General features: G+C 70.5%; 9 protein-coding genes. 2 read left to right on the forward strand and 7 right to left on the reverse strand.

Annotation, left to right across the window (positions count from 1 at the left end):
- Nucleotides 1-137: 137 nt before the first annotated feature.
- The 3 genes from galK to galT are packed head-to-tail and all read right to left on the reverse strand — an operon-like array spanning nt 138 to nt 3,334.
- Nucleotides 138-1,280 (reverse strand): galactokinase, encoded by a 1,143-nt coding sequence (gene galK / locus ACFV2J_RS41805; protein ID WP_385091804.1) that lies wholly within the window; start codon nt 1,278-1,280, stop codon nt 138-140.
- A complete protein-coding gene (galE, locus tag ACFV2J_RS41810) occupies nt 1,281-2,249 on the reverse strand; it encodes a UDP-glucose 4-epimerase GalE (protein WP_385091807.1) in 969 nt (322 codons plus the stop codon).
- Nucleotides 2,246-3,334 (reverse strand): galactose-1-phosphate uridylyltransferase, encoded by a 1,089-nt coding sequence (galT, locus tag ACFV2J_RS41815; RefSeq protein WP_385091810.1) that lies wholly within the window; start codon nt 3,332-3,334, stop codon nt 2,246-2,248. The genes galE and galT overlap by 4 nt, the downstream gene beginning before the upstream one ends.
- Nucleotides 3,335-3,495: 161 nt before the next feature.
- On the opposite strand from galT, the gene ACFV2J_RS41820 reads away from it, so the two are divergent.
- Together ACFV2J_RS41820 and ACFV2J_RS41825 are read left to right on the forward strand one after the other, a co-directional pair.
- Nucleotides 3,496-5,235 carry a sodium:solute symporter family protein gene (locus ACFV2J_RS41820; RefSeq protein WP_385091813.1) on the forward strand — a complete coding sequence of 580 codons (1,740 nt, stop codon included), beginning with the start codon at nt 3,496-3,498 and terminating at the stop codon, nt 5,233-5,235.
- A gap of 49 nt (nt 5,236-5,284) precedes the next feature.
- Entirely contained in the window at nt 5,285-5,596 is a 312-nt protein-coding gene (locus ACFV2J_RS41825) for a hypothetical protein (RefSeq protein ID WP_385091815.1), read from the forward strand.
- Between the two features lie 56 nt (nt 5,597-5,652).
- On the opposite strand, the gene ACFV2J_RS41830 is transcribed toward ACFV2J_RS41825, so the two are convergent.
- The 4 genes from ACFV2J_RS41830 to ACFV2J_RS41845 form a co-directional block, all read right to left on the reverse strand.
- Nucleotides 5,653-6,327 (reverse strand): LuxR C-terminal-related transcriptional regulator, encoded by a 675-nt coding sequence (locus tag ACFV2J_RS41830; RefSeq protein WP_153290122.1) that lies wholly within the window; start codon nt 6,325-6,327, stop codon nt 5,653-5,655.
- Nucleotides 6,328-6,551: 224 nt separating this feature from the next.
- The gene (locus ACFV2J_RS41835) at nt 6,552-8,420 is read right to left on the reverse strand and encodes a PQQ-binding-like beta-propeller repeat protein (RefSeq protein WP_385443719.1); all 1,869 of its coding nucleotides are present in this window, start codon (nt 8,418-8,420) and stop codon (nt 6,552-6,554) included.
- A 76-nt stretch (nt 8,421-8,496) separates the two neighbouring features.
- Nucleotides 8,497-10,362 carry a PQQ-binding-like beta-propeller repeat protein gene (locus ACFV2J_RS41840; RefSeq protein ID WP_385091823.1) on the reverse strand — a complete coding sequence of 622 codons (1,866 nt, stop codon included), beginning with the start codon at nt 10,360-10,362 and terminating at the stop codon, nt 8,497-8,499.
- A 261-nt stretch (nt 10,363-10,623) separates the two neighbouring features.
- Nucleotides 10,624-12,429: an ABC-F family ATP-binding cassette domain-containing protein gene (locus tag ACFV2J_RS41845; protein ID WP_385098095.1), complete on the reverse strand. Its 1,806-nt coding sequence runs from the start codon at nt 12,427-12,429 to the stop codon at nt 10,624-10,626.
- Between the last annotated feature and the right edge of the window lie 240 nt (nt 12,430-12,669).

Genomic DNA, 12,669 nt, shown 5'->3' on the forward strand with positions numbered 1-12,669 from the left:
GGGCTGGATATGCGCGCCCGCACCACCAGCCCGTCCGGCGCTTGAGGACAAGGCCCTCAAGGCCGGAGCGGGGGTCTGGGGGCGGCAGCCCCCAGGGACAGGACGACGGGGGTCCCCCTGCTCGAGAAACGGCCAGGTCAGCGCAGCCGGCTGGCGCCCGCCGAGGGAATCGCCGGGAACACCCGCGGTGCGGTGTGACCGGCCCCCGCGAACGCCTCCGTCACCGCCTTGCCTACGGAGTCCACGTCCGACGACTCGACCAGCACGATCGCCGAACCCCCGAAGCCGCCCCCCGTCATCCGCGCCCCCAACGCCCCCGCGGCGTTCGCCGTGGCGACGACCAGGTCCAACTCCTCGCAGGAGATCCGCAGATCGTCCCGCAGCGAGGCGTGTCCCTCCGTGAGGACCGGCCCGATGGCCCGTACGTCCCCCGCGTCCAGCAGTTCGATGACCCGCTCCACCCGGTGGTCGTCGGAGACGACATGGCGCACGTACCGGCGCACCCGCTCGTCGGACAACCGGGCGAGCGCCGCGTCCAGTTCCTCGTACGCGACGTCCCGCAGATGGGAGACCCCCAGCTGCCGCGCGCCCTCCTCGCACCCCGCACGCCGCTCGGCGTACGCCCCGTCGCCCAGCGCGTGCTTCACCCGGGTGTCGACGACCAGCAGCTCCAGGCCCTGGGAGGCCAGGTCGAAGGGGATCTGGCGGATCGACAGGTCCCGGCAGTCCAGGTGCAGCGCGTATCCCTCGGTGCAGCACGCCGACGCCGTCTGGTCCATGATCCCGCAGGGCACCCCGACGAAGTCGTTCTCGGCGCGCTGCGCGAGGCGGGCCAGCTCGGGCCGGGTGAGCCCGAGTTCGAACAGCTCGTCGAGGGCGAGTGCCGTCACCACCTCGAGGGCGGCCGAGGAGGACAGCCCGGCCCCCGTCGGCACGGTCGAGGCGAGATGGAGGTCGGCGCCCGTCACCGCGTGCCCTGCCTCGCGCAGCGCCCACACCACGCCCGCCGGGTAGGCGGCCCAGCTGGTGTTCGTCAGCGGCGTCAGTTCGTCGACGCGCAGCTCGACGACCGGCCCCTCGATGTCGGCCGAGTGCAGCCGCAGCACCCCGTCGTCGCGGCGCGACACCGCGGCGACCGCCGTGTGCGGCAGCGCGAGCGGCATCACGAACCCCTCGTTGAAGTCCGTGTACTCGCCGATCAGGTTGACCCGGCCCGGTGCCGCCCAGACCCCCTCGGGCGCGGCGCCGTACAGCTCCTCGAAGCCCTCGCGAACCCCCACCTACTGCTCCCTTGCGATGTTCTGCGCGAACGCCCACGCGTCCGCGACGATCCCGGCGAGGTCCGCGCGGGACGGGTTCCAGCCGAGCCGTTCGCGCGCAGTCGCCGCGGAGGCCACCAGGACGGCCGGGTCCCCGGCGCGGCGCTCCGCCATCACCTCGGGGATCGGGTGTCCGGTCACCTGGCGGACGGTCTCGACGACCTCGCGGACCGAGAACCCGTTGCCGTTGCCGAGGTTGCAGATGAGGTGCTCGCCCGGAACGGCGGCCTCCACCGCCAGCAGATGCGCGTCGGCCAGGTCCGCGACGTGGATGTAGTCGCGGATGCAGGTGCCGTCCGGCGTCGGGTAGTCGTCGCCGTAGACGGAGATCGCCTCGCGGCGCCCCTGCGCGACCTGGAGCACCAGCGGGATCAGGTGGGACTCGGGGTGGTGTCGCTCGCCCTGCGCGCCGTAGGCGCCCGCCACGTTGAAGTACCGCAGCGACACCGCGCCCAGCCCGTGCGCCGCGGCCTCTCCGGTGATCATGTGGTCGACGGCGAGCTTGGAGGCGCCGTAGGGGTTGGTGGGCCTGGTCGGCGCGGTCTCGACGATGGGAGTGGTCTCCGGCTCGCCGTACGTCGCGGCGGTCGACGAGAAGACCAGCTTGCGCACGCCCGCCTCGCGCATGGCCGCGAGCAGCGCCATCGTGCCGCCGACGTTGTTGTCCCAGTACTTCTCGGGCTTCACGACGGACTCGCCGACCTGCGAGAACGCGGCGAAGTGCAGGACGGCGTCGTACGAGGCGTCCAGCCACTTGGCGGCGTCGCGGATGTCGCCCTCGATGAAGGTGGCCCCGCCCGGGACGCCCTCCCGGAAGCCGGTGGAGAGGTTGTCGAGGACGGTGACCTCGTGGCCGGCCTCGATCAGGTGCTGCGCGACGACACTGCCGACATATCCGGCGCCACCGGTGACCAGGTACTTCCCACTCATGTACTCGCTACCTCTCGCAGTCGCTGAGCCGCGGCCTCCGGCGGCACGTCGTTGATGAACACACTCATGCCGGACTCGGAACCCGCGAGGAACTTCAGCTTGCCGGAAGTGCGGCGAATGGTGAAAAGCTCGAGGTGGAGGGCGAAGTCGTCGCGGTTGACGCCCTCGAACTCCTCCAGCGCGCCGAACGGCGCCTGGTGCCAGGCGGCGATGTACGGCGTCGGAGGCTCCCCCGCCCCTTCCTTCTCTCCACCCGGTCCGTCGAAGATCCGGTCGAAGCGCTTCAAGAGTTCCAGATAGACCCGAGGGAATTCCCGGCGCGCGTCCTCGCCGAGGCCGAGCAGATCGGGCACCCTGCGCCTGGGGTAGAGGTGGACCTCGTAGGGCCAGTGCGCGGCGTACGGCACGAAGGCCACCCAGTGCTCGGTCGTCAGCACGACCCGTTCGCCCTCGGCCAGCTCACGCGCGACGATCTCGTCGAAGAGGTTCCCGCCGCCGGTCGCCTCCTTGTGCGCGGCCACGGAGCGCAGCATCAGCGCCGTGCGGGGGGTGGTGAACGGGTAGGCGTAGATCTGCCCGTGCGGGTGGCCGAGCGTGACGCCGATCTCCCTGCCGCGGTTCTCGAAACAGAAGACCTGTTCGACGGAGGGGAGATGGGACAGCTCCGCCGTCCGGTCGGTCCACGCCTCCAGGACGAGCCCCGCCTGCTCCTCGGTCAGGTCGGCGAAGGACGAGTCGTGGTCGGAGGTGAAGCAGACGACCTCGCAGCGGCCGGAGTCGCCGGCCAGGGAGGGGAAACGATTCTCGAAGACCACGACGTCGTACGAGGAGTCAGGGATCTCGCTCAGCCGGTCGCCCCGGGAGGGGCACAGGGGGCATTCGTCGGCCGGCGGGTGGTAGGTGCGGCCCTGACGGTGCGAGGCGATCGCCACCGCGTCGCCGAGCAGCGGGTCGCGGCGTACCTCGGAGCTGGTGACGGTCGGCTCCAGCGGACGCCGGTCCACCGCGTCGCGCACCGTGTCGTCCCGTGAGTCGTAGTAGATCAGCTCACGACCGTCGGCAAGCCGGGTCGAGGTCTTCTTCACCGCTGGACTCCTCATCCGCACCGCTTCGAACCAGCAAAGCCATCCAACAGAACCCAACACAACAAATCACAATGCAACAGTAACGTCAATGCCTGTGCGGGTTTGGGGGGTGTCTGTGAAGCTGGGGCGGCCTCTGGGGCTCACGGGGCATAGATATCGGCATGCCTACCCCCACCTACCTGGCCGACGGGGCCGTCCAGCTGGCTTCCGCCCCCCTGGCCTCCGGCTCCACCACCCACCTGGCCGAAGGGCTCCGGCTCCCCACGAACGGGCTCGACTACACGATCCTCGGGATCTACTTCGTCGTGGTCCTCGGCATCGGCTTCGCCGCGAAGAGCTCGGTCAGGACGAGCCTCGACTTCTTCCTCTCCGGGCGCTCGCTGCCCGCCTGGGTCACCGGCCTCGCGTTCATCTCGGCCAACCTGGGCGCCACCGAGATCCTGGGCATGGCCGCGAACAGCGCGCAGTACGGCGTCTACACCGTGCACTGGTACTGGATCGGCGCCATCCCCGCCATGGTCTTCCTCGGCCTGGTGATGATGCCGTTCTACTACGGCTCGAAGGTCCGCTCGGTCCCCGAGTTCCTTCTGCTGCGTTTCGACAAATGGGCACACCTGCTGAGTTCGATCCTGTTCGCCTTCGCCGCGATCCTGATCGCGGGCGTCAACCTCTACTCACTCGCGATCGTCGTCGAGGCACTGCTCGGCTGGCCCCAGTGGGTGGCGATCGTGGTCGCCGGCTTCTTCGTCCTCGCCTACATCACGCTCGGCGGCCTGTCGTCCGCGATCTACAACGAGGTGCTGCAGTTCTTCGTCATCCTCGCCGCGCTGATCCCGATCGCGGTGCTGGGCCTGCACCGGGTCGGCGGCTGGAACGGGCTGACGGACTCCCTCGACAAGTCCCACGGCACCCACTTCACCACGGCCTGGGGCGGCACCGGCATCGGCAGCGACAACCCGCTCGGCGCCAACTGGCTGACCATCGTCCTGGGCCTCGGCTTCGTGCTCTCCTTCGGCTACTGGACGACGAACTTCGCGGAGGTGCAGCGCGCGCTGTCGGCCAAGAACCTGAGCGCGGCCCGGCGCACCCCGCTCATCGCCGCGTACCCGAAGATCTTCATCGTCTTCCTGGTGATGATCCCGGGCCTGGTGGCGGCCGTCCTGGTCCCGAAGATCGGCACGAGCGGCTCGGACCTCCAGTACAACGACGCGATCCCGTACCTGATGCAGGAGCTGCTGCCCAACGGTGTGCTCGGCATCGCGGTGACCGGCCTGCTCGCGGCCTTCATGGCGGGCATGGCGGCCAACGTGTCCTCCTTCAACACCGTGTTCACCACCGACATCTGGGCGAAGTACGTGGTCAAGGACCGGGAGGACGCCTACTACATCCGCTTCGGCCGTCTGATCACGGTGATCGGCGTCCTCGCGTCGATCGGCACGGCCTTCCTGGCGTCGTCCTTCTCCAACATCATGAGCTACCTCCAGACGCTCTTCTCCTTCTTCAACGTGCCGATGTTCGTGGTCTTCATCGTCGGCATGTTCTGGAAGCGGGCGTCCGTGAAGTCGGGCTTCTGGGGCCTGCTGGCGGGCACCACCGCCGCGATGGTCAACTACTTCGTCATCTACAAGCAGGGCATCATCGGCATCCCCTCCGACCAGGGCGCGAACTTCGTGTCGGCGATCGCGGGCTTCGTGGCCGGTGCGGTGGTGATGGTCGCGGTCTCCCTCTTCACCGCGCCCAAGCCGGCGGAGGACCTCCAGGGACTGGTCTACGGCACCCGCTCGCCGGGCACGGCCGAGCCGTCCGCCGCCGGCGACGACGCCTGGTACCGCAAGCCCGCCCTGCTGGGCTGGGGCGCGCTGATCCTGGCGGCGGCCTGCTACATCCCGTTCTCGTTCTGACCCCGCTCCCGCGCCCGCTCCCACCCCGAAGAGAAAGGCCCAGAAAGCCATGTCCGACCACTACTCGGACCGCGACGTCCAGCGCGAGGTCACGGAGCTGGAGAAGAACTCCGCGACCGCGGCCCGCCTCTTCGACATCCGCCGGATCATCGGCGGCCTGTTCGTCGTCTACGGCGTCATCGTCACGGTCGCCGGCCTGACCGCCTCCGACGCCGACCGCGCCAAGACGCAGGGCATCAACATCAACCTCTGGACCGGCCTGGGCATGCTGGCCCTGGGGCTCTTCTTCCTGGTCTGGCTGTGGCTGCGCCCGCTGGCACCGCCGGTACCGGACTCCACGGAGAGGGAACCGGCCGAGTAGCCGGGGCGGCCTCCGGGCCCGGGACTCCACCCCGGCCCGGGACCACCCCGGCCCGGCTACGTCGCCACCGGCCCCGCCCGGTCGAGCAGCCCCGTCCGTGCCGCCAGCGCCGCGGCCTCCAGCCTCGACCCCACGCCCAGTTTCATCAGCACCCGCTGGACATGGGTCCGGGCCGTGGAGGGCGCGATGCCCATCCCCGCCGCGATCAGCCGGGTGTCCTCGCCGTCGGCGACCCGGACCAGCACCTCGACCTCCCGGGGCGTCAGCATCTGGAGCAGCCGCTGGCCCTCGTCGTCCGGCTGGGCGGCGGGGTTGAGCAGCTCGCTGAAGGCGCCCTGGAGCAGACCGGGGGCGACCGCCGCCTCTCCCGCCCTCGCCTTCATGATCGCCCGCTCGACGCCCTCTATGCGCTCGTCATGGCGTACGTATCCCGAGGCGCCCGCGGCGAACGCGGCGGCTATGCCCCGCGGGTTCGGCACCGGTCCCAGCACCAGGACCGCCACCTGCGGCCGCTCCCGCTTGATCTTGACCACCGGGTCGAACATCCCCGGCTCCGCGGGTGTCGCCGTTCCGATCAGGCACACCTCCGGTGCCCTCGTGATCACCAGCTCCGCCGCTCCCGCGGCGGGCGCCGCCGCCGCGAGCACCCGGTGCCCGCGCAGCTTCAACGCCGAGGCCAACGCCTCGGCGAGCAGTCGGTGGTCGTCGACCACCATGAGCCGCACTCCCATCGAGCAACCCCCCAGTCCCCCCGAGCATCCCCACTGGTTCCCCGTGGATTAGGAGCCCCCCGGCTCTCCATCCCCCGGAAGCTACACGCTTGTTCGACGTTGCGCTTCCCCTACCGGAGAGAACCGCCCCGGAACACCGAAATTCCTCGCATTCGGGAACGCCGAGGGGTAAGCGCACGGCCCCGCCCCTGAACAGGGACGGGGCCGTGATCACGCGGTTCCGGTCAGCGCGCGCCGAACGCGATCGCCAGATACTCCTTCTCGTCCGTGCTGGTCGGCTTGTGGGCGTAGACCGCGGACATGTAGAGACGGCCGCCGCCGTAGAGGATCTCCGCGTAGTCCGGGAGCATGCTCGTCTCCGCGTCGCGGACCGAGCGGGTCGCCGGGTTCTCCAGGAGCTTGGTCTCCTTGAAGGTGGTGCCGTCGATGCTGACGATCTGGCCGCCCTTGTCGTACGGCGGCCGCTTGTACGCCAGGATGTTGGCGCCGTCCATGCGCAGCGGGGAGATCGTGTAGCCGTCGCCCGCGTTGGCGCGCTGGCCGGTCTGCTTCCCGGTGCCGAGGTCGAAGGCGACGATCTCGTTGCTCCTGCCGTACTGGCCGCTGCCGTCGTGTTCCTCGGTCGGGATGTAGAGCTTGTCGTTGCCGACCGCCAGCATCGCGCACGCCTCGGTCCTGCTGATGCCCTCGCACTTGGCGGCGTACGTCTTGCCGGGCGCCGAGATCCTGGTGCGCAGCCGGCCGGTCCTGTTGTCGATCGAGAAGAAGTCGGAGATGCCACTGCCGTCCCCGGCGGTGTCACCGACGTCGGCGGCGACCACGAGGGGGTCGGTCGACACGACGCTCGCGTACTCGATGCCGGGCGACATCTTGTACTCGGAGATCACCTTCCCGGAGGTCGGGTCGATGGTCTGGATGTGCAGCTGCCGCGCGCTGCCGTACGCACCGCACTTGCGGACCGCGACCAACTTGGCGCCGCCGGCGTACCCGGCGTCGTAGCAGCTGTCCGTGGGCTTCGGGGCCCAGAGCGCCTTGCCGGTGGAGATGTCGAACGCGGCGCCGCCGCTGGTGCTGCCCGTGGCGACCGTGTTCCCGCTGACGGTGACGTTGTCCAGGCTGATCTTCTGGTCACCGGACTTGACGGACTTGGACCACAGCTCCTTGCCGGCGGAGAGGTCGAGCGCGGCGACCTCGCTGCAGCCGTGCGAGGGCGCGGCCTTGGTCGGCATGGCCGGTTCGTAGACGATCGCGGTCCGGCCGGAGTCGGTGGCGTGCCTGCTGGCCGAGCACACCGGGCCGGGGAGCTTGATCGTCCACAGCTTGGCGCCGGAGTCGGGGTCGTAGCCGTCGACCTCGGCGTTGCCGCTCTTGGCGTACACCTTGCCGGTGAGCCAGGAGCCGACGGTGGTCACGCTGCTCGCGGCGGACACGGACGGCGCGGGGACCTGGAAGAGGACCTTGGACCCGGTGTCGGCCGGCACCTTCTCCGCACCGTTCGAACCGGTGGTCCCGCCGCCGCCCGTACCGCCGCCGTCCTTCTTGCCACCGGAGGCTCCACCGGTGCCGGAGGAGTTGTTCCTGCCGTCGTCCTTGCCGGAGGAGGTCGCGTACAGCACACCGCCGCCGATGATCAGGGCCACGGCCACGACGGCCGCCAGGATGATGACCGCCTGGCTGCTCATCCTCCGCCCGCCGCCGCCCTGGGTGGCCTGCGGCTGCATGGGATGGGTCGGCGGCTGCTGCGGATAGCCGTAGCCGTACGGCGGCTGCGCGGGCTGCCCGCCCGGGTAGCCGTAGCCCGGCTGGGACGGGGTCGGGGTCGGAGGCGCCTGCGGGTAGCCGTACCCCGGGCCCTGCGGAGGCTGCGGGGCACCGAACCCGCCGGGCGGCGGTGCCTGCGGAGCGCCGAACCCGCCGGGCGGCGGGTCCTGGGGCGCGCCGAACCCTCCCGGAGGCGGGTCCTGAGGCGCGCCGAACCCTCCCGGCGGCGGGTCCTGGGGCGCGCCGAACCCTCCCGGCGGCGGGTCCTGGGGCGCGCCGAACCCTTCCTTCGGGGGTTCGTTGGGCGGCGGTGGGGGCGGCGGCTGGCTCATGGCGTGTGTACCTCGGATACGGATGCGTTGGGGACGTGGACGAGGGAGAAGGTGCCGAAGGCGGCGTGAGCGCGCCTCACTTGCCGTAGGCGAGCATCAACTTCTCCCTCGACTGGTCGTTGCCCGTCAGCCGGGTGGTGGAGATGTAGAAACGCCCGTCGACGTAGTCGACCGCCTTCGAGTAGAACCCGTTCTCGACCGACGCGGTGCCCTGCGGGTTCTGCAGCAGCTTGGTCGGGGTGTGACCGCTGCCCGTGGTCGGTATCGACACGATCTGCCCACCGGCCTCGTACGACGGCTCGACGTACGCGATCAGCCGGGTGCCGTCCATCTTCAGCGGCATCATCGACTTGTCCGCCGTGGACTTGACGCGCCACTTCTCCTTGCCGGTCGCCAGGTTGAACGCGACGACCTCGTTGGCGCCGGTCTTCGCCTCGGTCGGCAGGTAGAGGGTGTTCGCGTCGGCGACGGCGCCGAAGCAGCCCGGCAGATCCCGGTCGATGATGGCGAACCCGCACTCGGGCGCGAAGGAGTCCTTGCTCGACAGCTGCGAGCGGACACCTCCGTCATCCTTCAGGGCGGTGATGTTGACCGTCTTCTTGTCGTCGTTGGTCATGTAGAGGACGACGGGGTCGACGGAGTAGGCGCGCACGACCCGCCAGCCCTTGGGGATCTTCGTGGTCCATCTGGCCTTGCCGGTGGCCGGGTCCAGCTCCTGCACCTCGTCGTGCTGGGTGGTGCTGCCGGCCCCGCAGGACGCGACGGACAGCAGTTTGGCGCCGCCCGCGAACGCGGCCGGGTAACAGGCCGGGCCGTAGTTCTTCTTGTCCCACAGCTTCTTGCCGCTGGTGGCGTCGTACGCCGTGCCGGACTGCGATCGGCCGACCATCAACGTCTTCCCGGTGAGGGACAGTTCGACGCTGAGCGTGCTGTCGAAGAGCGCGCCGTCGGCCACCTTCCCGCTCCAGCCCTTGGCTCCGGTGGCGAGATCGACCTGCTGGAGCTGGTTGCACTTGGCGCTGTCGCCCGCGCCGCTCATGTACGCCACGACGACCTTGTCGTCGGACGTCTTCTGCGGGGTGACCGCGCAGATCTTCTGCGGGAACGTGATCGGGGCCCAAGTGGGCTTTCCGTCATCGACGTTGTAGGCGAACACCTGCTTGTACGCGGCCTTCACCGCGGCCTTGCCGGTGATCCACAGGCCGGGTGCGTCGGCTCCCGAACCGGGCGCGTCCGGCGCCTGCTTGTACCAGAGCACCTTCGCCTCACCGGCCTGGCGGCCGTCGTTGAGGTTCTCCGGGTCCTCGCCACCGTCGCCGCTGCCGTCACCCGGGTTGACCGGGGCCTGGGACGCGGTGGTCTTGCCGCCCTTGCTGTCCGCGGCGACCGGCTTCTTCCCGTCGCCACCACCACCGCCGCTGATCGCCCACACCGTCCCGCCGACGACGAGCAGCGCGGCCACGGCCGCCCCGATGATGACGGCGGGCCGGCCCTTGAAGGGGTTCCTGGAACCGCCGGGTATGCCGGGCGGCGGAGTGCCGGGCGCACCCGGATACGGCACCTGCCCGGGATAGCCGTACCCGGGCCCGTACCCCTGCCCCTGCCCCTGCCCTTGCCCCTGTACCTGTCCGGGCACCTGCCCATAACCCGGCTGCTGACCGTACGGAGCGGGCTGACCGTAGGGGCCCGGCTGCTGGCCGTACGGGCCGGGCTGGGCGTAGGGGCCCGGCTGCGCGTAGGGGCCGGGCTGCTGCGGGTAGCCGTAGCCGGGCTGCGGCGGCGCGGCCGGCGGGCCCTGTGGGGGCGGGGGAGCCTGGGGCGGCTGCGCGGGCGGCGGTGTCGCCTGCCGGGGGTCCTGGGGCGGGCCGAAACCCTCCGCCGGTGGCTGGTCCTGCGGTGCTCCGAAGCCGCCCCGGGGCGGCTCGTTCGGCGGCTGACTCATCAGCGCGTCCCCCTCATTCACTGATGTGGCGCCCCACCGGCGGCGTCGGCGGCCCGACCCCGCGAGGGTCCCGACCGCACCTCCGTCTCGCGCCACGCCGGTGGTTCCCAGACTGTTCTCAGACGGCCCTTTCTATCACTCCGCGCCCCTCGTACGAGGGGCCGGTCGCTCCCCTGTTCCCAAGGGAGGACCGGCCCGTGATGCCCTCGTTACGCGCCTTCACGCCCCCTTCACGGGACGCGCGCGCCGCCCGACCGACGCTTACGCGTCCTCCGCGAGCTCCAGCCAGCGCAGCTCCAGTTCCTCGCGCTCGCCGGTCAACTCACGCAGTTCGGCGTCGAGTTTGGCGACCTTCGCGAAGTCCGTCGCGTTGTCGGCGATTTGGGCGTGCAGCCTGGTCTCCTTCTCGGAGATCTTGTCGAGCTGCCGCTCGATCTTCTGCAGTTCCTTCTTGGCGGCGCGCGCGTCGGCGGCCGAGGCAGCCTTCGCGGGGGCCGGGGCGGCGGCGAGCACGGCGGCCGCGGCGACCTCCTCGATGCGCTTGCGCCGCTCCAGGTACTCGTCGATCCCGCGCGGCAGCATGCGCAGCGTGGCGTCACCGAGCAGGGCGAACACGTTGTCCGTGGTCCGCTCGATGAAGAACCGGTCGTGGGAGATCACGACCATCGAGCCGGGCCAGCCGTCGAGCAGGTCCTCCAGCTGGGTCAGCGTCTCGATGTCGAGGTCGTTGGTCGGCTCGTCGAGGAAGAGCACGTTGGGCTCGTCCATGAGCAGCCGCAGCAGCTGGAGCCGCCGCCGCTCACCACCGCTCAGGTCGCCGACGGGCGTCCACTGCTTCTCCTTGTTGAAACCGAACGTCTCGCACAGCTGCCCGGCGGTCAGCTCGCGGCCCGTGCCGAGGTCGACGCGGTCACGCACGGCCTGGACGGCCTGGAGCACCCGCCAGGTCGGGTCGAGCTCGGCGACCTCCTGGGAGAGGTAGGCGAGCTTGACGGTCTTGCCGGTGACGATCCGGCCGGCGGCGGGCTGCCGCTCGCCCTCGCTGCGGGCGGCCTCGGCCATGGCGCGCAGCAGCGAGGTCTTGCCGGCACCGTTCACGCCCACCAGGCCGACCCGGTCGCCGGGGCCGAGGTGCCAGGTCAGGTGCTTGAGCAGCACCTTGGGTCCGGCCTGTACGGTCACGTCCTCCAGGTCGAAGACGGTCCTGCCGAGCCGGGAACTGGCGAACTTCATCAGCTCGCTCTTGTCGCGGGGCGGGGGCACGTCCGCGATCAGCTCGTTGGCGGCCTCGACGCGGAAGCGGGGCTTGGAGGTACGGGCGGGGGCTCCGCGCCGCAGCCAGGCGAGCTCCTTGCGGACCAGGTTCTGCCGCTTGACCTCCTCGGTGGCGGCGATGCGCTCACGCTCGGCCCGTGCGAAGACGTAGTCGGAGTAGCCACCCTCGTACTCGTAGACCGAACCCTTCTGCACGTCCCACATGCGGGTGCAGACCTGGTCGAGGAACCACCGGTCGTGGGTGACGCACACCAGCGCGGAGCGGCGCTCCCGCAGGTGCTGGGCGAGCCAGGCGATGCCCTCCACGTCCAGGTGGTTGGTGGGCTCGTCGAGGATGATCAGGTCCTGCTCCTCGATGAGCAGCTTGGCCAGGGCGATACGGCGGCGCTCGCCTCCGGAGAGGGGGCCGATGACGGTGTCCAGTCCCTGCGGGAATCCGGGCAGGTCCAGTCCGCCGAAGAGTCCGGTCAGTACGTCCCGGATCTTGGAGTTGCCCGCCCACTCGTGGTCGGCCATGTCACGGATGACCTCGTGGCGGACGGTGGCCGTGGGGTCGAGCGAGTCGTGCTGGGTCAGCACCCCCAGGTGCAGGCCGCCGGAGTGCGTGACGCGTCCGGTGTCGGCCTCCTCCAGCTTGGCGAGCATGCGGATGAGGGTGGTCTTGCCGTCGCCGTTCCGCCCGACCACACCGATTCGGTCGCCCTCGCTGACGCCGAGGGAGACTCCGTCGAGCAGGGCACGGGTGCCGTACACCTTGCTGACGGACTCGACATTGACCAGGTTGACGGCCATTTCTCTCCTGACAAGGGGGACGATCGACCCTCAAGAGTAGTCCGACCGGCCTCAGCCTCGATCCACCACCTTTCCTTCGCCCCCGCCGCCCCTACCCGACCCGTCCTGTCCCTGGGGGCTGCGCCCCCAGACCCCCATCGGCCTTAAGGGCCTTGTCCTCAAGCGCCGGGCGGGGGGGTTGGGGGGGGGGGCCCCAACCCCCCCGCCCGCCGGCGGGTAACAGGGCCAAGGGGGGGGGGC

This window comes from Streptomyces sp. NPDC059668 (assembly GCF_042734135.1).
Lineage (GTDB): Bacteria > Actinomycetota > Actinomycetes > Streptomycetales > Streptomycetaceae > Streptomyces.

Excerpts from the sequence above, each read along its gene's own strand:
- galE (WP_385091807.1), bottom strand. The coding sequence starts at position 2,249 with ATGAGTGGGAAGTACCTGGTCACCGGTGGCGCCGGATATGTCGGCAGT.
- ACFV2J_RS41820 (WP_385091813.1), top strand. The coding sequence starts at position 3,496 with ATGCCTACCCCCACCTACCTGGCCGACGGGGCCGTCCAGCTGGCTTCC.
- ACFV2J_RS41825 (WP_385091815.1), top strand. The coding sequence starts at position 5,285 with ATGTCCGACCACTACTCGGACCGCGACGTCCAGCGCGAGGTCACGGAG.
- ACFV2J_RS41830 (WP_153290122.1), bottom strand. The coding sequence starts at position 6,327 with ATGGGAGTGCGGCTCATGGTGGTCGACGACCACCGACTGCTCGCCGAG.
- ACFV2J_RS41835 (WP_385443719.1), bottom strand. The coding sequence starts at position 8,420 with ATGAGCCAGCCGCCGCCCCCACCGCCGCCCAACGAACCCCCGAAGGAA.
- ACFV2J_RS41840 (WP_385091823.1), bottom strand. The coding sequence starts at position 10,362 with ATGAGTCAGCCGCCGAACGAGCCGCCCCGGGGCGGCTTCGGAGCACCG.
- ACFV2J_RS41845 (WP_385098095.1), bottom strand. The coding sequence starts at position 12,429 with ATGGCCGTCAACCTGGTCAATGTCGAGTCCGTCAGCAAGGTGTACGGC.